Source organism: Streptomyces sp. SAJ15 (genome assembly GCF_007595705.1).
Taxonomy (GTDB): Bacteria; Actinomycetota; Actinomycetes; order Streptomycetales; family Streptomycetaceae; genus Streptomyces.
Window position 1 is genome coordinate 357,610 of sequence record NZ_NISY01000007.1, and the last position, 25,711, is coordinate 383,320.

General features: G+C 73.5%; 22 protein-coding genes. 15 read left to right on the top strand and 7 right to left on the bottom strand.

What is annotated here, in order from left to right; translation table 11 throughout:
* Window positions 1–27: 27 nt before the first annotated feature.
* Window positions 28–243 (top strand): hypothetical protein, encoded by a 216-nt coding sequence (locus tag CD790_RS20705; protein WP_144384771.1) that lies wholly within the window; start codon window positions 28–30, stop codon window positions 241–243.
* Window positions 244–381: 138 nt separating this feature from the next.
* On the top strand, window positions 382–2,019 hold the full coding sequence (locus tag CD790_RS20710) for a hypothetical protein (RefSeq protein ID WP_144384772.1): 1,638 nt from the start codon (window positions 382–384) through the stop codon (window positions 2,017–2,019).
* Between the two features lie 175 nt (window positions 2,020–2,194).
* On the opposite strand, the gene erpA is transcribed toward CD790_RS20710, so the two are convergent.
* The gene (erpA, locus tag CD790_RS20715) at window positions 2,195–2,548 is read right to left on the bottom strand and encodes an iron-sulfur cluster insertion protein ErpA (RefSeq protein WP_144384773.1); all 354 of its coding nucleotides are present in this window, start codon (window positions 2,546–2,548) and stop codon (window positions 2,195–2,197) included.
* A gap of 270 nt (window positions 2,549–2,818) precedes the next feature.
* Between erpA and nadA the strand changes: the two genes are divergently transcribed.
* Window positions 2,819–3,997, top strand: a complete 1,179-nt coding sequence (gene nadA / locus CD790_RS20720) for a quinolinate synthase NadA (protein WP_144384774.1) — start codon at window positions 2,819–2,821, stop codon at window positions 3,995–3,997.
* Between the two features lie 161 nt (window positions 3,998–4,158).
* Here the strand turns inward: nadA and CD790_RS20725 are convergent, their stop codons facing one another.
* The 4 genes from CD790_RS20725 to CD790_RS20740 all read right to left on the bottom strand — a co-directional run bounded on the left by CD790_RS20725 (window position 4,159) and on the right by CD790_RS20740 (window position 7,449).
* Window positions 4,159–4,839, bottom strand: a complete 681-nt coding sequence (locus CD790_RS20725; RefSeq protein WP_144384775.1) for a response regulator transcription factor — start codon at window positions 4,837–4,839, stop codon at window positions 4,159–4,161.
* The gene (locus CD790_RS20730) at window positions 4,836–6,077 is read right to left on the bottom strand and encodes a sensor histidine kinase (protein ID WP_144384776.1); all 1,242 of its coding nucleotides are present in this window, start codon (window positions 6,075–6,077) and stop codon (window positions 4,836–4,838) included. The genes CD790_RS20725 and CD790_RS20730 overlap by 4 nt, the downstream gene beginning before the upstream one ends.
* A gap of 219 nt (window positions 6,078–6,296) precedes the next feature.
* Window positions 6,297–6,575, bottom strand: coding sequence for a PspA-associated protein PspAA (locus tag CD790_RS20735; protein WP_144384777.1), 279 nt, complete (start codon window positions 6,573–6,575; stop codon window positions 6,297–6,299).
* 82 nt (window positions 6,576–6,657) lie between these two features.
* Complete coding sequence (locus CD790_RS20740) at window positions 6,658–7,449, bottom strand: PspA/IM30 family protein (protein ID WP_144384778.1); 792 nt, start codon at window positions 7,447–7,449, stop codon at window positions 6,658–6,660.
* A gap of 238 nt (window positions 7,450–7,687) precedes the next feature.
* On the opposite strand from CD790_RS20740, the gene CD790_RS20745 reads away from it, so the two are divergent.
* The 4 genes from CD790_RS20745 (at window position 7,688) to CD790_RS20760 (ending at window position 12,240) form a co-directional block, all read left to right on the top strand.
* Entirely contained in the window at window positions 7,688–8,281 is a 594-nt protein-coding gene (locus CD790_RS20745) for a DUF3043 domain-containing protein (RefSeq protein WP_144384779.1), read from the top strand.
* A gap of 32 nt (window positions 8,282–8,313) precedes the next feature.
* A complete protein-coding gene (locus CD790_RS20750; protein ID WP_260867728.1) occupies window positions 8,314–9,081 on the top strand; it encodes a bifunctional 2-polyprenyl-6-hydroxyphenol methylase/3-demethylubiquinol 3-O-methyltransferase UbiG in 768 nt (255 codons plus the stop codon).
* A 163-nt stretch (window positions 9,082–9,244) separates the two neighbouring features.
* A complete protein-coding gene (locus CD790_RS20755) occupies window positions 9,245–11,092 on the top strand; it encodes an ABC transporter ATP-binding protein (RefSeq protein ID WP_399217923.1) in 1,848 nt (615 codons plus the stop codon).
* 68 nt (window positions 11,093–11,160) lie between these two features.
* Complete coding sequence (locus tag CD790_RS20760; RefSeq protein ID WP_144384781.1) at window positions 11,161–12,240, top strand: S1C family serine protease; 1,080 nt, start codon at window positions 11,161–11,163, stop codon at window positions 12,238–12,240.
* Window positions 12,241–12,275: 35 nt separating this feature from the next.
* On the opposite strand, the gene CD790_RS20765 is transcribed toward CD790_RS20760, so the two are convergent.
* Window positions 12,276–12,482 (bottom strand): hypothetical protein, encoded by a 207-nt coding sequence (locus CD790_RS20765; protein WP_144384831.1) that lies wholly within the window; start codon window positions 12,480–12,482, stop codon window positions 12,276–12,278.
* A gap of 149 nt (window positions 12,483–12,631) precedes the next feature.
* Here CD790_RS20765 and CD790_RS20770 point away from each other — a divergent pair, with 149 nt between their 5' ends.
* The 3 genes from CD790_RS20770 (at window position 12,632) to CD790_RS20780 (ending at window position 17,157) form a co-directional block, all read left to right on the top strand.
* Window positions 12,632–13,831: a bifunctional adenosylcobinamide kinase/adenosylcobinamide-phosphate guanylyltransferase gene (locus CD790_RS20770; RefSeq protein ID WP_186319144.1), complete on the top strand. Its 1,200-nt coding sequence runs from the start codon at window positions 12,632–12,634 to the stop codon at window positions 13,829–13,831.
* 203 nt (window positions 13,832–14,034) lie between these two features.
* Window positions 14,035–15,108 (top strand): nicotinate-nucleotide--dimethylbenzimidazole phosphoribosyltransferase, encoded by a 1,074-nt coding sequence (cobT, locus tag CD790_RS20775; protein WP_144384782.1) that lies wholly within the window; start codon window positions 14,035–14,037, stop codon window positions 15,106–15,108.
* 225 nt (window positions 15,109–15,333) lie between these two features.
* A complete protein-coding gene (locus CD790_RS20780) occupies window positions 15,334–17,157 on the top strand; it encodes a phosphatidylglycerol lysyltransferase domain-containing protein (protein WP_144384783.1) in 1,824 nt (607 codons plus the stop codon).
* Window positions 17,158–17,526: 369 nt separating this feature from the next.
* Here CD790_RS20780 and CD790_RS20790 read toward each other — a convergent pair whose 3' ends face one another.
* Complete coding sequence (locus CD790_RS20790; protein WP_260867729.1) at window positions 17,527–18,258, bottom strand: hypothetical protein; 732 nt, start codon at window positions 18,256–18,258, stop codon at window positions 17,527–17,529.
* Window positions 18,259–18,316: 58 nt separating this feature from the next.
* Here CD790_RS20790 and CD790_RS20795 point away from each other — a divergent pair, with 58 nt between their 5' ends.
* The 5 genes from CD790_RS20795 (at window position 18,317) to CD790_RS20815 (ending at window position 25,425) form a co-directional block, all read left to right on the top strand.
* On the top strand, window positions 18,317–19,153 hold the full coding sequence (locus tag CD790_RS20795) for an adenosylcobinamide-GDP ribazoletransferase (RefSeq protein WP_260867730.1): 837 nt from the start codon (window positions 18,317–18,319) through the stop codon (window positions 19,151–19,153).
* Between the two features lie 451 nt (window positions 19,154–19,604).
* The gene (locus CD790_RS20800) at window positions 19,605–21,140 is read left to right on the top strand and encodes a leucyl aminopeptidase (protein ID WP_144384786.1); all 1,536 of its coding nucleotides are present in this window, start codon (window positions 19,605–19,607) and stop codon (window positions 21,138–21,140) included.
* A 338-nt stretch (window positions 21,141–21,478) separates the two neighbouring features.
* Entirely contained in the window at window positions 21,479–22,867 is a 1,389-nt protein-coding gene (gene lpdA / locus CD790_RS20805) for a dihydrolipoyl dehydrogenase (protein ID WP_186319145.1), read from the top strand.
* 50 nt (window positions 22,868–22,917) lie between these two features.
* Window positions 22,918–24,678, top strand: coding sequence for a 2-oxoglutarate dehydrogenase, E2 component, dihydrolipoamide succinyltransferase (gene sucB, locus CD790_RS20810; RefSeq protein ID WP_144384788.1), 1,761 nt, complete (start codon window positions 22,918–22,920; stop codon window positions 24,676–24,678).
* Window positions 24,679–24,801: 123 nt separating this feature from the next.
* Window positions 24,802–25,425, top strand: a complete 624-nt coding sequence (locus CD790_RS20815; RefSeq protein ID WP_144384789.1) for a GntR family transcriptional regulator — start codon at window positions 24,802–24,804, stop codon at window positions 25,423–25,425.
* Window positions 25,426–25,711 lie beyond the last annotated feature (286 nt).

A 25,711-nucleotide genomic window follows, 5' to 3' on the forward strand; every position in this document is an offset into this window, starting at 1 on the left:
CGTGGGTCCCCCAGACCGGGAGTCGAGATGCCCAAGCGAGCCACCCCCGCCCCGCCCTCGATCGCCGCCGAGCCGGAGTCGTTGGACCAGCTGCGAGGCGACTGTGCGCGGATGGCTCCGCACTGGCGGAACGCCGTGCGGCGGTCCCCGGCGCCGCCCGTCGCCCTGTCCCGGATCCGCGGGGTGACGGTGCCCTCGAAGTCCGCGCATCTGCTGGACGGTATGTCCGAATACGGCGACTGACCACCCGTCCGCGCGCCGGACGCCCGAGGCCCGTCGAGACACCACGGGAACCGCACGCTCCTTCGCACCGTCCCACCGGCGTCCCCCTTGCGGGGGACAGAGCCGTACACATTCAGCGGAGTGCGAAGGAGCGGAACGGTGAGCACCAGCACCGAGGACACCCCGGAGACCCCGGAGACCCCCGATTCCCCCGACGGCGCCAGCTCGAAGCCGCGCCGGCGCTCGCCGCTGGTCATCGCCTCGGTGGCGGCGGCGGTGCTGCTCGCCGGGGGCGGCGGGGCGTACTGGGCGTCGACCGCGGGCGGCGACGACGATTCCGACGACCGGGGGGCGTCGCGGGGGGACTCCCCGAAGCCGCTGCCGCTCGACGGGTTCGCCCCCGGGGAGCGGCCCCCGAACGGGGGCGAGCAGGCGAAGCCGGGCATCGCGGTCGGCGAGCCCAACCCGTACGGCGTCGTCTTCCGGGCCCGGGGCGAGCTTCCCCGAGGGCCCGAGACCGCGCCGGTCTATCTGCCCTCGGGCAAGGTCACCAAGGAGGAGGTGGCGCGGCTGGCGAAGGCGCTGGACGTGCCGGGCGCCCCGCGCTCCGATCACGGGGTGTGGCGGGTCGGGGGCACCCCGGACGCCTCGGGCCCGGAGCTCGAGGTGAGCCAGAAGGGGGCGGGCGCCTGGTCGTACTCCCGCTACGGCTCGCCCGGCGACTCCTCCTGCCTCGGCCAGAGCAGCTGCCCCTCCTACCGTGGCGGTGACAAGAAGACCGACTCCGGGGACGCCGGCGGCGAGGACGAGCCGGTGTCCGAGGAGCGGGCCAGGAAGGCGGCCGAGCCGGTGCTGGAGGCGCTGGAGCTGGACGACGCCCGGATCGACGCGGGCGAGGTCCACGGCGCTCTCAGGGTGGTGAACGCCGACCCGGTGCTGGGTGGACTGCCCACCCACAACTGGCGGACCAGCCTGGAGGTGGCCGCGGACGGCCAGTTGGCGGCCGCCCGCGGGCTGCTGGCGCCGCTGGACAAGGGTGACGACTACCCGCTGGTGGACGCCTCGGAGGCGCTGGAGCAGCTCAACAAGGCCCGCTGGGGAGGCCACGTCCCGGGCGAGATCGGCGACTGCGCGACCGCGGTGCCCGCGGACAAGGACGGCACGACCGGAAAGGGCGACAAGGCCGACAAGAGCACCACGGACGACGACAAGGGCGGGGAGGGCGGCCAGGAGGGCGTCGCGCCCTGCGAGCCCGCGCCGGGCGGCAAGCCGGAGACGGCGCGCGTCGACAAGGCGACGGTGGGGCTGTCGGCGCAGTCCGTGGCCGGGCGGCCGGCTCTGGTGCCCTCGTGGCTGTTCACCGTGGAGTCCCCGGGCGCGCACGGCCAGAAGCGGTCCATGGTCTACGGCCAGCCGGCCGTCGAGCCCGCGTTCCTCACCTCGCCCCGCGGCGGCACCGACGAGGCGCGCGACCCCCGTGGCTCGGAGCCGGGGGCGCCGGGGCACTCCCCGTCCCGTGAGCCGGGGGCGGATGTGTCGCCGCGGGTCAACGCCTACGACGTCGACGGCAAGAAGCTCACCCTGCGCTTCTGGGGCGGGGTCTGCACCCGCTACTCGGCGTCCGCGGACGAGGCGTCCGGGCAGGTGAAGGTGGAGATCATCGGCAAGCCGACGCACCCGGGCCGTCCCTGCATCACACTCGCGGAGGAGGCCGAGGTGACGGTCGAGCTCGACCGGGCGCTGGGCGACCGCAAGGTGGTCGACGCCTCGAACGGCAAGGCGGTCCCGCGCGACTAGCCGCGGCCCGTGGGCGCGATACGGCCTGTGACGCTCGTTACGCCGCGTGGCGCTCGTACGGCGCCACGCGGCGCGCATACGGCGATGGCGGTGGTCCCGGTCGGGACCACCGCCATCGCCGCTGTCCTACGGCTCCGCGACGCGGCCGGCTCGCCGATACGCGGGTACGCCGGGCTTAGCTGAAGGAGTCGCCGCAGGCGCAGGAGCCCGTGGCGTTCGGGTTGTCGATCGTGAAGCCCTGCTTCTCGATGGTGTCCACGAAGTCGATGGAGGCACCGCCCAGGTACGGGGCGCTCATCCGGTCGGTGACGACCTTCACACCGCCGAAGTCCTTGACCACGTCGCCGTCGAGCGAACGCTCGTCGAAGAAGAGCTGGTAGCGCAGGCCGGAGCAGCCGCCGGGCTGGACGGCGACGCGCAGCGCGAGGTCCTCACGGCCTTCCTGCTCCAGCAGGCTCTTGACCTTCGACGCGGCGGCGTCGGTCAGGATGATGCCCTCGGCATTGGTGGTCTCGTCCTGAACGGTCATCTGCTTCTCTCCCGGGTTGTACGGACTGCTTGCCGTCGGCTCCAACCGGCGGCGCCCCGGATTCATTCCGGGAACGGCGATTTTCTCTCGCCATTCATGCTCGCACATCGCCGGGCGACCAGGAATGCGCCGCAGGAATGCGTCACATCGACGCGATGGCCATCGTCAAAGTGACACGAAGCAGTTATGATAGATAGCGTCATTTTGACGACAACCCTGGAAAGCCAACCCAGGGCCCTCCCAGCAGACGAAGAAAGAAGGGTGCGTGTCGTGACCACCGCCCAATCCCTGGATGTGCAGCCGACGCCGCTCGCCCTGCTCCTCCTGGGCCGCGAGGCCGACCCCCGCAGCGAGCGCGGCGTGGAGTGCCCCGGCGACCTGCCGGCGGCCTCCGACCCGGACCTGGTGGAGCGGGCCCGCGCGGCCAAGGCCAAGCTCGGCGAGAAGGTCTTCGTCCTCGGCCACCACTACCAGCGCGACGAGGTGATCGAGTTCGCCGACGTCACCGGCGACTCCTTCAAGCTCGCCCGCGACGCGGCCGCCCGGCCGGACGCCGAGTACATCGTCTTCTGCGGTGTGCACTTCATGGCCGAGTCGGCCGACATCCTGACCGGCGACCGCCAGCAGGTGATCCTCCCCGACCTGGCCGCCGGCTGCTCCATGGCCGACATGGCCACGGCCGAGCAGGTCGCCGAGTGCTGGGACGTGCTCACCGAGGCGGGCGTGGCGGAGGTCACCGTCCCCGTCTCGTACATGAACTCCTCGGCCGACATCAAGGCGTTCACCGGCAAGCACGGCGGCACCATCTGCACCTCCTCCAACGCCAAGCGGGCCCTGGACTGGGCCTTCGAGCAGGGCGAGAAGGTGCTGTTCCTGCCCGACCAGCACCTGGGGCGCAACACCGCGGTCCGCGACATGGGCATGTCCCTCGACGACTGCGTGGTCTACAACCCGCACAAGCCCAACGGCGGGCTCACCGCCGAGCAGCTGCGCGACGCCAAGATGATCCTGTGGCGCGGGCACTGCTCCGTGCACGGCCGCTTCTCCCTGGACTCCGTGAACGAGGTCCGCGAGCGCATCCCCGGCGTCAACGTGCTGGTGCACCCGGAGTGCAAGCACGAGGTCGTCGCGGCGGCGGACTACGTCGGCTCCACGGAGTACATCATCAAGACCCTGGAGGCGGCCCCCGCCGGCTCCAAGTGGGCGATCGGCACCGAGCTCAACCTCGTCCGCCGGCTGGCGAACCGATTCGCCGACCAGGGCAAGGAGATCGTCTTCCTCGACCGCACGGTCTGCTTCTGCTCCACCATGAACCGCATCGACCTGCCGCACCTGGTCTGGGCGCTGGAGTCGCTCGCCGCGGGCAAGGTGGTCAACCGGATCGAGGTCGACCGCGAGACGGAGAGCTTCGCCAAGCTCGCCCTGGAGCGGATGCTCGCCCTGCCGTAGGCAGCGTGGCCCCGCCGCGGCGGGAACACCACGGAGACGGAGCCCGGGCCCGACGTCCCCCTCGGGGGAGCGGGTCCGGGCTCCGGCGCGTACGGGGCGGGCCGCCGCGCCCACGGGGGCGGGTGCGTCCAGGGCCGGGCGGGCCGGGCCCTGGACGCACCTCAGCCGTTGCGGGGGTGGACCAGGCCGGTCTCGTACGAGATCACGACCAGCTGGGCGCGGTCACGGGCGCCGAGCTTGGCCATGGCCCGGTTCACATGGGTCTTGACGGTGAGCGGGCTCACCTGGAGACGCTCGGCGATCTCATCATTGGAGAGCCCGCCGGCGACCTGCACCAGGACCTCGCGTTCACGACCGGTGAGGGCGTCGAGCCGGGCCGCGTCGTACTCGCCGGGCTCGTCGGCGCCCCCGCCCTGGGCGAGGAAGCGGGCGATCAGGCCCTTGGTCGCGGCGGGCGACAGCAGCGCCTCCCCGCCCACGACGACCCGGATCGCGGCGAGCAGCTCCTCCGGCTCGGCGCCCTTGCCGAGGAACCCGCTGGCCCCGGCGCGCAGCGACTCCACGACGTACTCGTCGACCTCGAAGGTCGTCAGCATGATCACCCGTACCCCGGACAGCTGGGGATCCTCGGTGATCATGCGGGTGGCGGCGAGGCCGTCCAGCCCGGGCATCCGGATGTCCATCAGCACCACGTCGACGGCCTCCGCGCGGGCGAGGGCCACCGCCTCCGCGCCGTCCGACGCCTCGCCCACGACCTCCATATCGGGTTCGGAGTCGACCAGTATGCGGAACGCGCTCCGCAACAGCGCCTGGTCATCGGCGAGCACCACCCGGATCGTCATCTGTCGTCCCCTCCCGTACGGGTCTGCAGGGGAAGTCTGGCCCTTACCCGGAAGCCGCCCTCCGGCCGGGGTCCCGCTTCGCAGTCGCCGCGCAGCGCCGCGACCCGCTCCCGCATGCCGAGCAGCCCGTGCCCACCGCCGCTCTCGTCGCCGTCCTCGGCCGGACGACCGGGCCCGTCGTCGACGACCGTCACCTCCAGCGCCCCCCGCTCACGCACGATCCGCACCTCGGCCCGCGCCTCCGCGCCGGCGTGCTTGTGCACATTGGTGAGCGCCTCCTGCACCACGCGGTAGGCGGTCAGATCCACGCTCTTGGGCAGCGCGCCGGGGCCGTCCGCCGGGACCATCGCGACGTCGACCGGCAGCCCCGCCCGCACGAACCCGTCGACAAGCTGGTCCAACACCCCCAGGCCGGGAGCCGGCTCGGTCGGCGCCGCCGGGTCGCCGTGCTGGCGCAACAGGCCCACCGTGGCCCGCAGCTCGTCCAGCGCCGACCGGCTCGCCTCCCGCACATGCGCCAGGGCCTCCTTGGCCTGGTCCGGGCGGCTGTCCATGACATGCGAGGCGACACCCGCCTGCACGTTGACCAGCGCGATGTGATGGGCGACCACGTCGTGCAGCTCGCGGGCGATACGCAGCCGCTCCTCCGCGACCCGACGACGGGCCTCCTGCTCGCGGCTCTGCTCGGCGCGCACCGCGCGCTCCTCGATGGCGGCCACGAAGGCGCGACGACTGCGCACCGCGTCCCCGACGGCGGCGGCCATGCCGGTCCAGCCGAAGATCCCGAGGTTCTCCTGCGCGTACCAGGGGCGGACACCGAAGACGATGCCGGCCCCCGTGATGACGACCACGGTGAGGACGCCGATCCGCCAGGTGGTGGGGCGGTCGGTGCGGGAGGCGACGGTGTACAGCGCCACGACCACGCTGAGCGCTATGGCCAGCCGCGGCGGCCCGTGCTCGCCCCCGCTGCTGATGATCTCCGTGAGCGTCATGGCACAGGTGAACGCCAGCACGGTGCGCGGCAACCGGCCGCGTAGCACCAGGGAGGCCGAGGCCAGGCCGGTGAGCAACACGAAGAGCGGCCCGAGGGGGGTGTGCGGAGAGTGCGGGTTGGTCACCGAACCGATCAGGATCAGTACGAAGACACCCAGGGCCAGCGTGGTGTCCAGCGCCAGCGGGTGTTCGCACAGCCAGCGGCGCGGCCGAGCCAGGCCCGGTCCTACGGCGAGGGGAGTCACGGCAACCTATTCTGGGGGCTCGGGCTCGCCCCCTGCTTCGAAGCTCGGTTCGCCTCCGGGCGCCTTGAGCGACTGCCGACGGTCGACCGTGCTCGACCGCTCGTACCTCGCGGCCTCCGCGCGCTCTCCCTTTCGGCAGCCGCGCGCCCTTCGGTTCACTCGCCGGTGGGACGGAGTCAGGTGTCCGGGAGCGAGGGAAGCGGGTGGGGAGTCGCCGTTTCAGCCCGGGATGAGGCCGTCGTCGCGGAGCATCGACTTGACCTCCTCAAGAGTGGCCTCGGGTGCCGGCAGAATGAGCTCGGAGGGTTCCAGGGAGTCGTCGGGGAGCGGCTCGCCCAGGGTGCGCACGGCCTCCAGAAGGGCGTCGAAGGTGCGCCGGAAGCCGGACTCGTCGCCGTTCTCCAGCTCTGCGAGAAGCTCGTCGTCGAGCACGTTCAGCCCGCTCAGATGGCTGTCGTCCAGCCGCACCTGCCCCTCCCCCATGATCCTTACGATCACGACGGCCTCCTTGAGAGATCTCGCGCGGTGGCGAGGGGCCGGTTCCGTCCGCCGCCGGTGGGTCTCCCGCCGGCCGGCCCCGTCACTGCTTGTCGAAGCGGTGCTGTCCCTGTGCCTGCTGCTGGTTCTCGCCCTGCGCGCCGCCCTCAATAGCCTGCGGTGCGCTGCCGCCGCCCGCCAGTTCGGCCTTCATCCGCTGGAGCTCCAGCTCCACGTCGGCGCCGCCGGAGATCCGCTCCAGCTCGGCGGTGATGTCGTCCTTGGCCATGCCGGTCGGGTCGTCGAGGGCGCCGGAGGCCATCAGCTCGTCGAGCGCGCCGGCCCGGGCCTGCATCTGGGCGGTCTTGTCCTCGGCGCGCTGGATGGCGAGGCCGACGTCGCCCATCTCCTCGGAGATGCCGGAGAACGCCTCGCCGATGCGGGTCTGCGCCTGGGCGGCGGTGTAGGTGGCCTTGATGGTCTCCTTCTTGGTGCGGAAGGCGTCGACCTTGGCCTGAAGGCGCTGCGAGGCGAGGGTCAGCTTCTCCTCCTCGCCCTGGAGCGTCTGGTGCTGCACCTCCAGGTCGCTGACCTGCTGCTGGAGGGCGGCGCGGCGGGAGAGCGCCTCACGCGCCAGGTCCTCCCGGCCCAGCGCCAGCGCCTTGCGGCCCTGGTCCTCCAGCTGGGCGGACTTGCTGCGCAGTTGGTTGAGCTGGAGCTCCAGGCGCTTGCGGGAGGTCGCCACGTCGGCGACACCACGGCGGACCTTCTGCAGCAGTTCCAGCTGCTTCTGGTAGGAGTAGTCAAGGGTCTCGCGCGGATCCTCGGCCCGGTCCAGGGCCTTGTTGGCCTTCGCGCGGAAGATCATCCCCATACGCTTCATGACACCGCTCATGGGCCTCGCGCGCCCCCTTCTGACGGACTTGAGACTCCGGCACACCTGACAGACCCAGCGTACGGGCCCTCCTTCCATTACCGCACTGTTCGCGCCCCCTCGGGCTCCTCCTGCAGAACGATCGGGCGCCGGGCGCCTCCGGCGCAGGGAGTAGGTGGCGACCGGGGTGGTGCGCCGTTGCCGGATCGTTCCCGCAGAGGCTGGGGTCCACACCCGGAACCCCGTACCCTTGGGTGTTGTGTTCCGAAGCCGTTCCAAGGATGAGCAGGCCGCGCCCAAGATGACCGCGGACCAGCCGCAGCAGCCCCGTGACCCGCAGGCGCCCAAGGGCCGCCCGACCCCCAAGCGCAGCGACGCCCAGTCGCAGCGCCGCAGCCTGGCGAAGACGCCGGTCACCCGCAAGGAGGCGGCGAAGCGAGCGCGCGAGGCCCGCCGGGCCGACCTGGTCAAGCAGCGCGAGGCGCTGGCCGGCGGCGACGAGCGGTACCTGCCGCTGCGCGACCGCGGCCCGATCCGCAAGTTCGCGCGCGACTTCGTGGACTCGCGCTTCGTGATCGCCGAGTTCTTCCTGCCGCTCGCGGTGGTCATCCTCGTGCTGAGCATGATCCGCGCGGGCGCGATGCAGAGCTATGTGCTGCTGCTGTGGATGCTGGTCATCCTGATGATCGTGGTCAACTCCTTCGTCCTCGCCTTCCAGCTGAAGCGCCAGCTCAAGCAGCGCTTCCCGGGTGAGAACCTGCGCGGCGCGGTGCCGTACGCCCTGATGCGTACGCTCCAGATGCGTCGCCTGCGGCTGCCCAAGCCGCAGGTCAAGCGCGGGGAACGACCCTGAGCGAGCAGCAGCCGTCGGATTTCGCCTCAGGCGTGCAGGGCTGGCTGAACGGCCTGTCCGGCCTGCGGAACACGGTGCGCCAGGAGCTGGTCGCCCGCCAGCTCGACGAGCAGATCGCCGCCCGCTATCCGGTGGGGCGGCGACTGCGCGTGCTGGACGTGGGCCTCGGCCAGGGCACCCAGGCGCTTCGCCTGGCCCGCGCGGGCCACGAGGTCACCGGGCTGGAGTCCGATCCGCGGATGCTGGAGACCGTACGGTCGACGCTGGCCGGTGAGCCGGCGGGCATCCAGGAGCGGATGCGGCTGATCGAGGGCGACGGCCGGGACACCGGTGCGCACTTCGCACCCGGCGCCTTCGACCTGGTGCTCTGCCACGGCGTGCTGATGTACGTGCCGGAGCCGGGGGCCATGCTGGCCGGGCTGGCCCGGGTGCTGGCGCCCGGCGGCCTGCTGTCGCTGCTGGTGCGGAACGCCGACGCGCTGGCCATGCGGCCGGGGCTGTCCGGGGACTGGGAGACGGCGCTGGCCGCCTTCGACTCCGCCACCTACACCAACCGGATCGGGCTGCGGGTGCGCGCCGACCGGCTCGCCGAGCTGACCACCACCCTGACCGGGGTCGGGGCGCCGCTGGACGCCTGGTACGGCGTGCGGGTCTTCACCGACCTGGCGCCCGACGGCGCGCCGGAGCCGGAGCCGGCGGAGTTCGAGCGGCTGCTGGCCGCCGAGGACCGGGCCGGGCGCACCGACCCGTACCGCGCGGTGGCGGCGCTGCTGCACCTGTGCGGCGTGCGCGGCGGCTGACGGGGACTCTCTCGGTACGTCTCTTCCGGGGGTGTGAATCGGGGGCGCCTCCGTGCCCCCGCACCCCGGCACTTCGGCACTCCCGCACCCCGGCGCCCCGGTTCGGTGAGCCTCTTCGTGGTGTGGCTCAGGTCGACGCCCCGGGTTCGGCGTCCTGTTCGGCGTGAGCTCCGATTCCCTTCCCCCGAACCCGCCCTCCGGCGCCGACGACGACGCGCCGGGTCCGAGACTCTCCGCGCGCGAGACCTGGCGGGTGCTGTACGAGCACATACGCCCACACCGCCCGGTCATCGCCCTGGGCGCGCTGCTCTCCCTCGTCGGCTCGGCGTGCGCGCTGTCCCAGCCGATCGCCACCAAGACACTGGTGGACCGGCTGGGCGACGACGAGCCCATCGCGGGCATCCTGCTGGTCCTCAGCGCGCTGGTGCTGCTCGGCACGGCGATCGAGGCGGTGGCCCAGTACGTCCTGGAGCGTGCCGCCGAGTCGGTGGTGTTCACCGCCCGGCGCCGGCTGACCGGACGGCTGTTGCGGCTGCGGGTCTCGGAGGCCGACCGGATCCCGCCCGGCGATCTGATGTCCCGCGTCACCTCGGACACCACGCTGCTGCGCGCGGTGACCACGCAGGCGATGGTCGCGGGGGTCACCGGGGCGCTGACCGTGGTCGCCACCATCGTGATGATGGGGGTGCTGGACCCGGTGCTGCTGGGCGTCACGATCGGCGTGATGGTGCTGATCGGCGGCGCGACGGCGCTGGTGATGCCGAAGATCTCGCGCGCCACCCAGCGGTCGCAGGAGGCGGTGGGCGAGATCTCCACCGTTCTGGAGCGGGCCTTCGGGGCGTTCCGCACCATCAAGGCGTCGGGCGCGGAGCGGCGCGAGACCGAGACGGTGTGGAACGCGACGCGGAAGGCGTGGCGGCACGGGGTGCAGGCCGCCAAGTGGCAGTCCCTGGCCGCCTCCTCGGTCGGGCTCTCGGTCCAGGTCTCCTTTCTCGCGGTGCTCGGCATCGGCGGCGCCCGGGTGGCCTCCGAGGCGATCGAGGTCTCCACCCTCATCGCCTTCCTGCTGCTCCTCTTCTATCTGATCGAGCCGGTGTCCCAGCTGGTCTCCTCCGCCACCCAGTACCAGGAGGGCGCGGCGGCGATCGCGCGCATCACGGAAGCGGAGCGTCTGGAGACCGAACCGGAGGCGGAGCCGCGGGAGGCCGCCGCGGAGGGTGGGCGGCAGGACCCGGCGACGGCCGGGGAGCCGGCGGTCGGGGACGGGCCCGCCGCGGTCGCCTTCGAGGACGTCACCTTCCGCTACCGCGAGGAGCTGCCACCGGTGCACCAGGGGGTGAGCTTCACCGTGCCCAGCGGCGGCATGACCGCCTTCGTCGGCCCGTCCGGGGCGGGCAAGAGCACCGTCTTCGGCCTCATCGAGCGGTTCTACGACGCGACCGGCGGCCGAGTGTCGCTGGACGGGCGGGATGTGCGCGACTGGCCGCTGGCCGAGCTCCGGGCGGCGATCGGCTACGTCGAGCAGGACGCCCCCGTACTGGCCGGGACGCTACGCGAGAACCTGGTCTTCGCCGCCCCCGACGCCACCGACGAGGACATCCGCGAGGTGCTGGTCCGCACCCGGCTCGACACCCTGGTGGAGCGGCTGCCGGAGGGGCTGGACACCCGGGTCGGCCACCGCGGCAGCCGGCTCTCCGGCGGCGAGCGCCAGCGGGTGGCCATCGCCCGCGCCCTGCTGCGGCGCCCCCGGCTGCTGCTCCTGGACGAGGCCACCTCGCAGCTCGACGCCGTCAACGAGCTCGCGCTGCGCGACACGGTCGCCGAGGCCGCCCGGCACACCACCGTGCTCGTCGTCGCCCACCGGCTCTCCACGGTGCTGCTCGCCGACCGCATCGTCGTCATGGAGGCGGGACGGGTGCGGGCCGTGGGCACCCACGCCGAGCTGGTCGCGGCGGACCCGCTCTACGGGGAGCTGGCGGCCACGCAGTTCCTGGCCACGGCGACCGGCTGAGGCACGGCGGGGACCCGTACGGACGTCAGCCGTGGCCGGTCCCGCCCGCGGCGGGAAGACTGCGAGTCATGAAGACTCCCGCGAGCCGCAGGCTGCCGCCGCCCGCCACGCTGTCGCTGTGCTGCGCGGCGCTCCTGGTGGCCTGTAGCGCGGGCGGCACGGAGACGGCGGAGCGTTCGCGGGCGCCGGCGCCGGCACCGAAGGTGTCGGCGCGGGCCACGGCCCCGCCCGACGACCCGCGCAAGGGGTACGCGGACGCGGTGGCGGCCGTGCTGCCGTCCGTCGTGCAGATCACCGCCGGTGACAGCCTCGGCTCCGGGGTGGTCTACGACGCCCGGGGGCACATCGTCACCAACGCCCATGTGGTCGGCGACGCCGAGGACTTCGAGGTCACCCTGGCCACCGGCAAGAACCCCCACAAGGCGTCGCTGGTCTCCAGCTATCCGGCGCAGGACCTCGCGGTGATCAAGCTCGACGAGGTGCCGGGCGGGCTGAAGCCCGCCGTCTTCGGCGACTCGTCGAAGATCGAGGTGGGGCACATCGTGCTGGCGATGGGCAGCCCGCTGGGCCTGTCCAGCAGCGTCACCCAGGGCATCGTCTCGGCGGTGGGACGCACCGTCAGCGAGCCCCGTGAGGGCGGCGGCACCGGCGCCACCATCAGCAACCTGATCCAGACCTCCGCGCCCATCAACCCCGGCAACAGCGGCGGCGCGCTGGTCAGCCTCGCCAACGAGGTGGTCGGCATCCCCACGCTCGCCGCCACCGACCCGGAGCTCGGCGACGCGGCGGCCGGCATCGGCTTCGCCATCCCCTCCGCCACCGTAACCGACATCGCCGACCAGATCATCGAGGACGGCGAGGTCACCTCCTCGGGCAAGGCGGCGCTCGGCATCACCGGGCGCACCGTGCTCGGCGACGACTACCGGCCGACCGGGGTGGCCGTGGTCTCCGTCGCCGACGACGGGGCCGCCGCGCGGGCCGGCCTGAAGTCGGGGGACATCGTCACCGCCGTCGGCGACACCCGGATCACCACCATGCTGTCCCTGATCGAGGCGCTGGCCGCGCACCGACCCGACGACCGGACCACGGTGACCTACGAGCGGAACGGCGCCCCGAACACGGCGCGGGTCACCCTCGGCGAGCTGTGAGCGCCGCGTGCCCGGCTACTGCTCCGCGTGCCCCGCTACTGCTCCGCGTGCAGGCTCATCGGGCCGTAGATCTCGGTGCCGTCCTCGAAGAGCCACACCTGCTCGACCCCGCCCTCCAGCAGTTCCTTCCACACCTGGCCGATCCACGACTCGGCGTCCCCCTGGGTGCTGAACTCCTCCGGCTCCACCGCCGGCTCCGTACGGGTCCCGTCGGCCTTCTCGAACCGCCACGTCCACGCCATCTGCGCCGCCTCCTCGTCCCGTCCTGCTCTCGTCACACTCCTGCCCCGCAGCGTAGTGGCGCGCCACCGGATTCGGGACGAGACGTCGTAGGACTCCGTACGGGGTGGCCCCGCGCGCCTGACATGGCACGACGCGAGACGATCGGGGCGTGGAACTGACTCTCCTGGGCACCGGGGCCCCCGACGGGCTGCCGCGCCACGGCTGCCCCTGCGCGGCCTGCGCCACCGCCATCGGCGACGAGGCGCGCGCCGCGACCGCCGTCCTCGTCGACGGCGCGCTCCTGCTCGATCTCACCCCCGGCCCGGCCTTCGCCGCCGCGCGGGCCGGGCTCTCCCTCGCCGGCGTCCGGCAGGTGCTGCTGTCGCACCCGCACGGCGGCCCGGCGCTGGAGTACCCGGCGGGGCTCCCGGTGCCCGGCCGGGTACCGGACGGCCGGGAGCTGGTCCTCATCAGCGGGCACCGGATACGCGCGCTCGCGGTGGACGCGCCCGGCACCGGCTACGAGGTCACCGGGCTCGACGGCGACCGGCTGCTGTACCTGCCGCCCGGCGCGGCGGCGTCCGGGCTGCCCGAGCGGCCCGAGCCGTACGCCCTGGTGCTGCTGGACGTCCTGGGCCGGCCCGACGCGCTGGCCCGGCTGCGCGCGGCCGGTGCCGTCGGCCCCACCACCGACGTGGTCGCCGTGCACCTGGACCACGATGTGCCGCCGGGCCCCGAGCTGCACCGCCGACTGGCCGCGGCCGGCGCCCGCGCGGTGCCCGACGGCCAGACGCTGGTCGTCGGCGACTACCACGCCGTGCCCGACCTGCCGCGCCGCACGCTGGTGCTGGGCGGGGCCCGCTCCGGAAAGTCCCTGGAGGCCGAGCGGCGCCTGGACTCCTTCCCCGACGTGGTCTACGTCGCCACCGGGGGCACCCGCGACGGCGACACGGAGTGGGCCGCCCGCGTCGCCCTGCACCGGGAGCGCCGCCCCGTCAGCTGGCGCACCGTCGAGAGCTGCGACCTGGTGCCGCTGCTCGCCGCCGACGGGCCGCCGCTGCTCGTCGACTGTCTGGCGCTGTGGCTGACCGACGCGATGGACAGGGTCGACGCCTGGTCCGACGATGCCTGGGCCGACGGCGGCGAACGGGCGCTGCGGGAGCGGGTGGCGGAGCTCGTGGCCGCGGTGCGCGACACCCGCCGCTCCGTCGTGGCCGTCAGCAACGAGGTGGGGTCCGGCGTGGTGCCCGCCACGGCGGCGGGGCGCCGCTTCCGGGACGAGCTGGGGCGGCTGAACGCGGCGTTCGCGGCGGAGTGCGAGCAGGTCCTCCTGGTCGTGGCCGGTCAGGCGCTCCCCCTGCGCGGCTGACCCGCGGCCGTGGGACGTCGACCGGCCGGTCGACGTCCCGGGCTGTCGGCCGCCCGGCCTGTCAGCGCCCCGTCGGTCGACTTCTCGTCCTGTCGACATCCACAGCCCGGTCCACGTCCCGGCCGGTCGGCGACCCAGCCCGGTCCCTCTCCCCGCCGGTCGGCGGCCCAGCCGGCCGGCCTCCCGTGACCTGCCCGTCGTGGATGTCGCCCGATAGGGTGCCTCACGTGAACAGCGGCCTGAATCTCGATGACTTCGTCGACCTGATCGAGCGCCCCGACGGCACCATCCGGCGTGACGCCGAGGAACGCCGGGAGCGGCTCGTCGTGCCCTCCGGATCACTGGGGCGGCTGGACGAACTCGGCGAGTGGCTCAGCGCCGCCCAGGGCGGTGTGCCCGCCCGGCCCATCGAACAGCCGCGGGTGGTGCTCTTCGCGGGCGACCACGGGGTGGCGGAGCTGGGCGTCTCGGCCCGTCCGGCCGGCTCCGCGCACCGGCTGGTGCGCGCCGTGCTGGACGGCGAGAGCCCCGTCGCCATCCTGGCCCGGCGCTTCGGCGCCCCCGTCCGCGTCGTCGACATGGCGCTGGACTGCGACCCGGCCGAGCTCCCCGAGGAGGTCACCCGGCACCGGGTGCGGCGCGGCTCGGGCCGGATCGACGTCGAGGACGCGCTGACGGCGGAGGAGGCCGAGCAGGCGTTCCGCACCGGCATGGCGATCGCCGACGAGGAGGCCGACGGCGGCACGGACCTGCTGGTGCTGGGCGACCTGAGCGTGGGCGGCACCACCGCGGCCGGTGTCCTCATCGCGGCGCTGTGCGGCACCGACGCCTCGGTGGTGACCGGCCGCGGTGGCGGGGGCATCGACGACCTGGCCTGGATGCGCAAGTGCGCGGCGATCCGGGACGCGCTGCGGCGGGCGCGGCCGGTCCTGGGAGACCAGCTGGAGCTGCTGGCGACCTGCGGCGGCGCGGACCTCGCGGCGATCACCGGATTCCTGCTGCAGAGCGCGGTGCGCCGCACCCCGGTGATCCTGGACGGGGTCGTCTCGGCGGCCGCCGCCCTGGTGGCGCAGCGGGTCGCGTTCCGGGCCCCGGACTGGTGGCTGGCCGGACAGACGAGTGGTGAGCCGGCCCAGGCGAAGGCGCTGGACCGGATCGCGCTCAACCCTCTGCTCGACCACGGCGTCACAGTGGGCGAGGGGACGGGGGCGCTGCTGGCCCTGCCGATGGTGCAGGCGGCCGCGGCCCTGTCGGCGGAGCTGCCCGAGCGCGCCTAGCGCTCAGGCTGGTTCCGGCGGACTTCCTGGTCACGGCGCGGCGGGTCGGCACCGCGGACGGTGCGGCCCGCCGCCCCCGTGCGGCTCCGCGCGGTCACCGGCCCACCGCCCCCGTGCGGCTCCGCGCGGTCACCGGCCCGCCGCGCTCCGGGCCGTGGTGTGCGCACCGCGCGGCAATTTGCCCGATTTACTGGCAAACGCTCCCTCGCCATAAGATCGCTTTTCATGGGAGACGTCCGCTTGAGCCCACATGTGAGTTCGAAGGATGAGGGCCACACCTGGCCGCGGCGCGGTGCCGCGTTCGCCGTCTGGTACCTGCGTGTCGTCACGTTCGTCAACCTGCTCGGGGCGGTGTGGGTGTCGTTCGGCAACGACATCCGCCGCCACAACATGGACGAGTACTTCACGCCGTACCTGCTGACCGCGGGCTTCTTCTCCGGAGCGCTCTCCCTCTTCCTGGCCGTCACCATGCGCCGCCGCAAGCGCGCCGCGTGGATCCTCAACCTGGTGCTGGCGACGCTGCTGCTGGCGGTGATCGTGCTGGCGATGGGGTGGTCGGAGTACCGGCGGCACATCCAGAACTGGATCTCCCTGCTCCTCACCGCGTTGTTCGTGGTCGCGCTGCTGGCGGGCCGGCGGGAGTTCTACGCGAAGGGTGACCGCTCGAACCCGAGGCTGGCGGCGGCGGTGGCGGCCGGCGGGCTGCTGGTCGGCTCGCTGCTGGCGGCCGGCCTGGTGACGGTCACCAACACCGCACCGGACGACGAGCGCTCCACCTTCCTGGAGCGCTGGCACTACGGCGTGCTGCGGATGGTCTCGCTGGCCGCGGACGACACCCGCTTCGAGGGCATCAGCACGCCCGGCTGGGTCAACGTCACCATCAACGTGATGAGCACGGCGCTGATGGTGCTGGTGCTGTACGCGGCCTTCCGCGCCCGCCGCGCCGTCGACCCGATCACCGGGGAGGACGAGGCCCGGCTGCGCGAGCTGCTGGACCGCTGGGGCGACCGCGACTCGCTCGGCTACTTCGCGCTGCGCCACGACAAGTCCGTGCTGTGGTCCCCCTCGGGCAAGTCCGCCATCACCTACCGCGTGGTCGGCGGCGTCTCGCTCGCCTCCGGCGACCCCATCGGCGACCCGGAGGCATGGCCGGGCGCCATCGAACCCTGGCTGGCCGAGGCCCGTGAGCACGGCTGGATCCCGGCCGTGATGGGCGCGGGCGAGGAGGCCGGCATGGTCTACGCCCGGCACGGGATGGACGCGCTGGAGCTGGGCGACGAGGCGATCGTCGACACCGACGAGTTCACCCTGGAGGGCCGCGCGATGCGCACCGTCCGCCAGGCGTACAACCGGGTCAAGCGGGCCGGCTACACGGTCCGCGTCCGCCGCCACGAGGACATCCCCGAGGAGGAGATGGCGGAGCTGCTGCGGCTGGCGGACGACTGGCGGGACGGCGAGACCGAGCGCGGCTTCTCCATGGCGCTGGGCCGTCTCGGCGACCCGCGCGACGGCCGCTGCGCGATGCTCACCTGCGCGGACGCCGAGGGACGGCCGCGCGCGCTGCTGAGCTTCGCGCCCTGGGGCGCCAAGGGCCTGTCGCTGGACCTGATGCGGCGTGACCGCGACTCCGACAACGGGCTGATGGAGTTCATGGTGCTGGAGCTGATCCAGCGCTCGCGCGAGGTCGGCGTCGACCAGATCTCGCTCAACTTCGCGATGTTCCGCTCCGTCTTCGAGCGCGGCTCCCGGCTGGGCGCCGGCCCGGTGCTGCGGCTGTGGCGCTCCCTGCTGAGCTTCTTCTCCCGCTGGTGGCAGATCGAGTCGCTGTACCGCGCCAACGCCAAGTACCGCCCCATCTGGGAACCGCGCTATCTGCTCTTCGAGAAGAGCACCGACCTGCCGCGCATCGCCATCGCCGCCGCCCGCGCGGAGGGCTTCCTGGAGGCGCCCGGACTCCCGAAGTGGCTCAACCGCAAGCACCTGGAGCGCGCCGCCGACTCGGCCGACCCCCGACAGCAGGCGTCCCGGACGACGCGGTCGAGGCCGTGAAGCCCACCGCGCGGTGCGCGGCCCACCGCGCGGTCGCTGGCGGGCAAGGAGCACGTGGCCGCCGGCGCCGCGGTGCGGGGGGTGTGCGCCGTGGGCGAGGCGTGGCGACGGCGCGTCGAGACCCGCCGGGCCGCGTCCGCGCCCGCGCGGCCCGCGTCCGGCTACGGGAGCGCGAGCAGCCGCGCGGACGCCGACGACGCGGTCCCGGCCCGCACCGCCCACCCACCCGCTCGGGGGCCCGCCGCCGCCCGGTCGCCCAGCGGGCGTCCCGGCGCTGAGCGTCCGCCGTGACGGCCCCGTACCCCGGGCGGCGCCCGTGACCGCGCGGCCGGCGGCGACCGCGGGCCATGCACTGGCCGCCGGGTGTGGTCAGCCGAAGCCGCCCACCCAGTCGCCCAGCTTGCGTCGCACCGCGGTCCAGCGGGCGTCGTGGCGGTCGGCGCGGACCCGCGCCGTGGCGCGGGCACGGGGGCGGTGGCGGTAGAAGCGGCGGGCCCAGGGCGATTCGGGGCGGGCCAGGCGGACGGCGCCGAACAGGGCGATCGGGGGGACCAGCACGCCGATCACCGCCATGCGCAGCTTGCCCTTGGTGAGGGCGAGCAGCGCGACGAGGAAGTTGAGGGCCACGTTGAGCGCCACGGTGAGGCGGTCCTGCTGCTCGGCGTCGGACAGGTCGTTGACGCCGAACGGCAGGAACCCGCTGAGCAGCAGCAGGACCATGGCCGCGGTGACCACCACGATCTCCACGCTCTTGCGGCCCTGTTCGGTCCAGTAGACGTCGTGCAGATGCAGGATCAGCGCGAACTCGTCCAGGACCAGCCCCGCGCCGACCCCGAAGAGCACCGCTGAGAGGTAGGCGCCCAGGCCGTGGTCCCCGCTGGCGACGGCGCCGAAGCCGCCGCCGATGGTGAGCAGGACGCCGGGCACGACGTGGTGGATGTGCAGCCCGCCCGGGGTGACGTTGCGGAACGGCCCCTTCCCGGCCTTGATCATCCGCGTGATCACCCGGGTGACCACGAAGGAGACGATGAACGCGGTCAGCGCGAGGAACAGCGGCAGCTTGCCGGGCTCGACGATGTTCCGGTACCACCAGTTGCCCACGTCGCGACTCCCAGGACCGCCCTACCGCCTCCCAGCCTGCGCGATAGCCTGCCGCGCGATGGACACCACGCCGCAGCAGTCGCCCGCACGCCCGCCCGAGCCGCCGCGCGTGCCGCGCGCGCCCTGGGCCGACGGGGCGCGCTTCGCCTTCGGCACGCTGACCGTGCTTCCGGTGCGGGTCGCGCGCTGGGACCGGGGCGCGGCGCACACGGGCATGCTGTGCGCTCCGCTGACCGGGTTGGTCGTGGGGCTCTTCGCGGCCGCGCTCGGCGGCGTGCTGATGCTGTGTGGCTCCGGCCCGCTGCTCGCGGCGGTGGCCACGGTCGCCGTGCCCGCCGCGCTCACCCGCGGGCTGCACCTGGACGGGCTCGCGGACACCGCGGACGGGCTGGGCAGCGGCAAGCCGGCGGAGGACGCGCTGCGCATCATGAAGCAGTCGGACATCGGCCCGTTCGGCGTCATCACCCTGCTGCTCGTGCTGCTCGCCCAGGTCGCGGCCGGGTACGAGCTGTACGCGGACCACTGGGCGCTCGGCGCCGCAGCGGCCGCCGTCGCGGGCACCGCCGCCCGCTGCGCGCTGACGCTGGCCGCCCGGTCCGGGGTGCCCGCCGCGCGTCCCGAGGGGCTGGGCGCCGCCGTCGCCGGTGCCGTGCCCGTCCGGTCCGCCGCGGTCGCCGTCACGCTGGTCGTCGCCGGCTGCGCCGGCTGCGGCGCCCTGTTCGGCCCGTACGCGGCCGTGCGGTTCGCGTGCGCCGCGCTCGCCGCGCTCGCCGCCGCCGAACTCCTGCTCCGCCACTGCCGCCGTCGCTTCGGCGGCGTCACCGGCGACGTCTTCGGGGCGCTCGCCGAGGCCGCCGCGACCACGGCCCTCATCGTCCTCACCTTCGGCACCTGACCGCACCTGACCGCACCTGACCGCACCTGACCGCACGTGACGGCACCTGACGGTCCCTCCGGCCGCCCGTCCGGCCACCATTTCGCCGCGGGCCACTCCCCGGCCGCCCCGACCGACCTTCCCGGCCGGCGCTCCCGGCCGCCGTCGCACGCCCGCGGTGTTCACCGCTCCGCCGAATCGAACACCCCTCCCGGGTACGTCACTTGACGCCGCGGCGACGGCGCGCACCGCGGCGGCGCGAACCGGAGGGGACGGGTCCGGCGTATCCGGCGTCTTTCCCGAGCGGACAACCGCCCTTCGCGTTGTGGACAACGCCTGGCCGCCCACCGCCACCGACCCGGTAAGGGGTTAGGCTCACAACGGCCCATAAAGCCACGCCACCGCGGAAGCGGAACCGCGCGGCTGACTCACCCATCGGCCGAGGAACCAAGGGAAGAGGGACCCCACCACCGTGACTGCACTCACTCTCAGCACCTCCTCCGCGGCGACCCTGCGCGCAGACGCCGTCGTCATCGGCGTGGCGAAGGGAGCCAAGGGCCCCGTTGTCGCCCCCGGCGCCGAGGCCGTGGACTCCGCGTTCGACGGCAAGCTGGCCGGCGTTCTGGAGACCCTCGGCGCGAGCGGCGCCGAGGGCGAGGTGACCAAGCTGCCGGCCCCGGCCGGCTTCAAGGCCCCGGTCGTGGTCGCGGTCGGTCTCGGCGACGTGCCGACCCGGGAGGACGGCGCCGACGGGAGGTACGACGCCGAGGCGCTGCGCCGCGCGGCCGGCGCCGCCGCTCGTGCGCTGGCCGGCGCCAAGAAGGGCGCCTTCGCGCTGCCGCTGGCGGACGCGGAGGACGCCGCCGCCGTCGCCGAGGGCGCGCTGCTGGGCGCGTACGCGTTCACCACGCACCGCAGCAACGGGGGCGACAGGAAGAAGGCCAACGGCGCGCCGCTCGCCGAGGTCACCCTGCTCGGCGCCAAGCCGCGCGACAAGGCGTTCAAGGCCGCCGCCGAGCGTGCCGGCACGCTGGCCGCCGAGGTCAACCGGGCCCGTGACCTGATCAACACCGCCCCCAACGTGCTGGACCCGAAGGCGTTCGCCGCCGAGGCCCAGGCCGCCGCCAAGGAGCACGGCCTGAAGGTCGAGGTGCTCGACGAGAAGGCGCTGAAGAAGGGCGGCTACGGCGGCATCCTCGGCGTCGGCCAGGGCTCGGAGGCCCCGCCGCGCCTGGTGAAGATCGCCTACACCCACCCCAAGGCGGCCAAGACGCTCGCCCTGGTCGGCAAGGGCATCACCTACGACTCGGGCGGCATCTCCCTCAAGCCGGCCGGCCACAACGAGACGATGAAGTGCGACATGAGCGGCGCCGCCGCGGTGTTCGCCGCCGTCGTCGCCGCCGCCCGGCTGGGCCTCGCGGTCAATGTGACCGGCTGGCTGGCGCTCGCCGAGAACATGCCGTCCGGCTCCGCCACCCGCCCCGGCGACGTCCTCACCATGTACAGCGGCAAGACCGTGGAGGTGCTGAACACCGACGCCGAGGGCCGGCTGGTGCTCGCCGACGCGCTCACCCGCGCCTCGGAGGAGCGGCCGGACGCGATCGTGGACGTCGCCACCCTGACCGGCGCGATGGTGCTCGCCCTGGGCAACCGCACCTTCGGGATCATGGCCAACGACGACGCCTTCCGCGCCGCGATCCACGAGATCGCCGAGGAGGTCGGCGAGCAGGCGTGGCCGATGCCGCTCCCCGCCGAGCTGCGCAAGGGCATGGACTCGCCGGTGGCGGACATCGCCAACATGGGCGAGCGGATGGGCGGCGGTCTGGTGGCCGGCCTGTTCCTGAAGGAGTTCATCGGCGAGGGGATCACCTGGGCCCACCTGGACATCGCGGGCCCGGCCTTCAACGAGTCCGGCCCCTTCGGCTACACCCCCAAGGGCGGCACCGGCTCGGCCGTGCGCACCCTGGTCCGGCTGGCCGAGCGCACCGCCGCGGGCGACCTGGGCTGACGGCTCCGACGCGGTCCCGGGCCCGCGCGCCCGGGACCGCGTCGGACCCCGCTGGAATGTCCGGGGTCACCACCGCGTTACCGCACCCACGACTGATTTCGCCCTCAACGAAATCCGTCGTGACCCCCACCTCGGTAATACGCATGAGTAACCCCCGCGCGCCCCGCGACGGATGTCTCACACCACGGGCCCCGCGTCCCGCCGCCCGCCAACAAGTGCGAAGATGTTGTCCCGGCAGGACAGGGCCCCCCAGGGCCGAAGCAATCAGCGGCCGAACCACAGCCGCCGCCCGGTCACCGACGACCGGCCCCGGCGCACCCATGCATGGAGGACGTGACGTGGCGAACGACGCCAGCACCGTTTTCGACCTAGTGATCCTCGGTGGCGGAAGCGGTGGTTACGCCGCCGCGCTGCGAGGTGCTCAGCTGGGCCTGGACGTCGCACTGATCGAGAAGAACAAGCTCGGCGGCACCTGCCTGCACAACGGCTGCATCCCCACGAAGGCCCTGCTGCACGCCGGCGAGGTCGCCGACCAGGCGCGCGAGGCCGATCAGTTCGGTGTCAAGGCCACCTTCGAGGGCATCGACATCAACGCCGTCCACAAGTACAAGGACGACGTGATCGCGGGCCTCTACAAGGGCCTGCAGGGCCTGGTCGCCTCCCGCAAGGTGACCTACATCGAGGGTGAGGGCCGGCTGTCCTCCCCCACCTCCGTCGACGTGAACGGCCAGCGCATCCAGGGCCGCCACATCCTGCTGGCGACCGGCTCCGTGCCGAAGTCGCTGCCGGGCCTGGAGATCGACGGCAACCGCATCATCTCCTCCGACCACGCGCTGACGCTGGACCGGGTCCCGAAGTCCGCGATCATCCTGGGCGGCGGCGTCATCGGCGTCGAGTTCGCCTCCGCGTGGAAGTCCTTCGGCACCGACGTCACCATCGTCGAGGGCCTGAAGCACCTGGTCCCGGTCGAGGACGAGAACAGCTCGAAGCTTCTTGAGCGCGCCTTCCGCAAGCGCGGCATCAAGTTCAACCTGGGCACCTTCTTCGAGAAGGCCGAGTACACCGCCGACGGCGTCCAGGTGACGCTGGCCGACGGCAAGACCTTCGAGGCCGAGGTGCTGCTCGTCGCCATCGGCCGCGGCCCGGTCTCCCAGGGCCTGGGCTACGAGGAGGCCGGGGTCGCCATGGACCGCGGCTACGTCCTGGTCGACGAGTACATGCGCACCAACGTGCCGACCATCTCGGCCGTCGGTGACCTCGTCCCGACCCTCCAGCTCGCGCACGTCGGCTTCGCCGAGGGCATCCTGGTGGCGGAGCGGCTGGCCGGTCTGAAGACCGTGCCGATCGACTACGACGGCGTGCCGCGCGTCACCTACTGCCACCCCGAGGTCGCCTCGGTCGGCATCACCGAGGCCAAGGCCAAGGAGCTGTACGGCGCCGACAAGGTCGTCGCCCTCAAGTACAACCTGGCCGGCAACGGCAAGAGCAAGATCCTCAAGACCGCGGGCGAGATCAAGCTCGTGCAGGTCCGCGACGGCGCCGTCGTCGGCGTCCACATGGTCGGCGACCGTATGGGCGAGCAGGTCGGCGAGGCGCAGCTGATCTACAACTGGGAGGCGCTGCCCGCCGAGGTCGCGCAGCTCATCCACGCGCACCCGACGCAGAACGAGGCGCTCGGCGAGGCGCACCTGGCCCTGGCCGGCAAGCCGCTGCACTCCCACGACTAATCAGTCCGGGCGCGAACCATCCGCACAGATCGTTAGGAGCAACCGAAACCATGGCGGTTTCCGTAACCCTGCCGGCGCTCGGCGAGAGCGTCACCGAGGGCACCGTCACCCGCTGGCTGAAGGCCGAGGGCGAGCGTGTCGAGGCCGACGAGCCGCTGCTTGAGGTCTCGACCGACAAGGTCGACACCGAGATCCCGGCGCCCGCGTCGGGCATCCTCACCTCCATCAAGGTGGCCGAGGACGAGACGGTCGAGGTCGGCGCCGAGCTGGCGCTGATCGACGACGGCAGCGGCGCCCCCGCCGAGGCCCCGGCCCCGGCCGCGGCCGAGGCCGCTGCCACGGTCGTCGAGGCTCCGGCCCCGGCCGCGCAGCCCGAGCCCACCCCGGCCCCGGCCGCCGAGGCCCCGGCCCCCGCCGCCGCCGGCGGTGCCGCCGGCACCGACGTGGTGCTGCCGGCGCTCGGCGAGAGCGTCACCGAGGGCACCGTGACCCGCTGGCTCAAGGAGGTCGGCGAGTCCGTCGAGGCCGACGAGCCGCTGCTCGAGGTCTCCACCGACAAGGTCGACACCGAGATCCCGGCCCCGGTCGCCGGTGTCCTGCTGGAGATCGTGGTCGGCGAGGACGAGAGCGCCGAGGTCGGCGCCAAGCTCGCCGTGATCGGCGCCGCGGGTGCCGCTCCGGCCGCCGCGCCGGCTCCGGCCGCCCCGGCCCCGGCCGCGCAGCCCGAGCCCACCCCGGCTCCGGCCCCGGTCGCCGAGGCCCCGGTCCCGGCTCCGGCCGCCCCCGCGCCGGCTCCGGCCCCGGCCGCCCCGGCCCCGCAGGCCGCCGCTCCGGCTCCGGCCGCGCCGGCCCCGGTCACCCCGGCCCCGGCCGCCGGTGGCGAGGGCGCGTACGTCACCCCGCTGGTGCGCAAGCTCGCCGCCGAGAGCGGCGTGGACCTGGGCTCCGTCCAGGGCAGCGGCGTCGGCGGTCGCATCCGCAAGCAGGACGTCATCGCCGCCGCGGAGGCCGCCAAGGCCGCCGCGCAGGCTCCGGCTCCGGCCGCCGCCCCGGCCGCCGCGCCGAAGGCCGCCGCGGCCGAGGTGTCGCCGCTGCGCGGCCAGACCGTCAAGATGACCCGGATGCGCAAGGTCATCGGCGACAACATGATGAAGGCCCTGCACGGCCAGGCCCAGCTGACCAGCGTGGTCGAGGTGGACATCACCAAGGTCATGAAGCTGCGCGGCAAGGCCAAGGAGTCGTTCCTGGCCCGTGAGGGCGTCAAGCTGTCCCCGATGCCTTTCTTCGTCAAGGCGGCGGCCCAGGCGCTGAAGGCCCACCCGGTCATCAACGCCCGGATCAACGAGGACGAGGGCACCATCACGTACTTCGACTCGGAGAACATCGGCATCGCCGTGGACTCCGAGAAGGGTCTGATGACGCCGGTCATCAAGGGCGCGGGCAACCTCAACCTGGCCGGCATCGCCAAGGCGACCGCCGACCTGGCGGGCAAGGTCCGGGCCAGCAAGATCACCCCGGACGAGCTCTCCGGCGCGACCTTCACGATCAGCAACACCGGCTCGCGCGGTGCGCTGTTCGACACGGTCATCGTGCCGCCGAACCAGGTCGCGATCCTGGGCATCGGCGCCACCGTCAAGCGCCCGGTGGTCGTCGAGACCGAGGAGGGCACGGTCATCGCCGTCCGCGACATGACCTACCTGTCCCTCTCCTACGACCACCGTCTGGTGGACGGCGCCGACGCCGCCCGCTACCTGACGGCGGTCAAGGCGATCCTGGAGGCGGGCGAGTTCGAGGTCGAGCTCGGCCTGTAAGGGCGCGCCTGCGGGCCCCGCGCCTGTAAGCCACTCCACAGCACGGCGGTGCCCCGTCCGGAACTCTCCGGGCGGGGCACCGCCGTATTGTCTAGGCATCGCCTGTTCGCCGAAGGAGCCTTCATGACCGTCCCCGCCGTCCATTCGCTGCGCGAACAGATCCGCGAGCACATCGTGGAGGGCATCGTCAGCGGGCGCTGGAAGCCGGGCGAGCGGATCGTGGAGCGACGGATCGCCACCGAACTGGAGGTCAGCCAGACCCCCGTGCGGGAGGCGCTGCGCGAGCTGGAGGCGCTGCGGCTGATCGAGTCGGCCCCCAACAAGGGCGTGCGGGTGCGCAATCTGACCGCCTCCGACCTGGACGAGATCTACCCGGTGCGGGCGGGGCTGGAGCAGATCGCGGCGGAGCTGGCGGCGCCCCGACTGGCCGCGGACGTCTCCGTGCTGGAGCCGTCGGTGGCGGCGCTCTACGAGGCGGACCGCAAGGCCGACGGCGAGGCCCAGGTGCGGCACACCGTCGCCTTCCACCGCGAGCTGGTGCGCGCGGCCGGGAACAGCGTGCTGCTGCACACCTGGGAGGGGCTGGGCATCGAGGTGTTCACGGCGCTGTCGATCCGCTGGCTGGGCACCCGTCAGCAGTCGTACGCGGAGGAGCACGAGGCGCTCGTGGAGGCGTTCCGCAGGCGCGATCCGCGGATCGGGCAGTTGGTGAAGGAACACGTGCTGGGCTGCGCCCCGCGCGCGTAGTCCCGCCCTCCCTCCCTCCCTCTCAACGGGGCCGCCTCCCCGGACCCCGCCGCGAGGGGCGGAGCCCCTCCCACCCCGGGCTCCACCCCGGGCTCCACCCCGGTCCCGCGCCGAACCGCGGGACCCCCGACCCCGGGACTCCGCCCCGGGCCCCGCACCCCACGGTCGGCTCGGCACCGCCGGACACCGTCACGGGGGTTGCGCGCCGTCGCGGCGGGATGACTGCCCCTGAGATCCGGGGCTCCCCGGCACCCCCGCCCGAAGGGGGCGCCGCGCCCCACGGTCG

Coding starts and splice junctions, on each gene's coding strand:
- CD790_RS20705 (WP_144384771.1), top strand. CDS start 28: ATGCCCAAGCGAGCCACCCCCGCCCCGCCCTCGATCGCCGCCGAGCCG.
- erpA (WP_144384773.1), bottom strand. CDS start 2,548: ATGACCGTTCAGGACGAGACCACCAATGCCGAGGGCATCATCCTGACC.
- CD790_RS20725 (WP_144384775.1), bottom strand. CDS start 4,839: ATGACGATCCGGGTGGTGCTCGCCGATGACCAGGCGCTGTTGCGGAGC.
- CD790_RS20740 (WP_144384778.1), bottom strand. CDS start 7,449: ATGAGCGGTGTCATGAAGCGTATGGGGATGATCTTCCGCGCGAAGGCC.
- CD790_RS20760 (WP_144384781.1), top strand. CDS start 11,161: ATGAAGACTCCCGCGAGCCGCAGGCTGCCGCCGCCCGCCACGCTGTCG.
- CD790_RS20765 (WP_144384831.1), bottom strand. CDS start 12,482: ATGGCGTGGACGTGGCGGTTCGAGAAGGCCGACGGGACCCGTACGGAG.
- cobT (WP_144384782.1), top strand. CDS start 14,035: ATGTCGCCCGATAGGGTGCCTCACGTGAACAGCGGCCTGAATCTCGAT.
- CD790_RS20780 (WP_144384783.1), top strand. CDS start 15,334: ATGGGAGACGTCCGCTTGAGCCCACATGTGAGTTCGAAGGATGAGGGC.
- CD790_RS20795 (WP_260867730.1), top strand. CDS start 18,317: ATGGACACCACGCCGCAGCAGTCGCCCGCACGCCCGCCCGAGCCGCCG.
- sucB (WP_144384788.1), top strand. CDS start 22,918: ATGGCGGTTTCCGTAACCCTGCCGGCGCTCGGCGAGAGCGTCACCGAG.
- CD790_RS20815 (WP_144384789.1), top strand. CDS start 24,802: ATGACCGTCCCCGCCGTCCATTCGCTGCGCGAACAGATCCGCGAGCAC.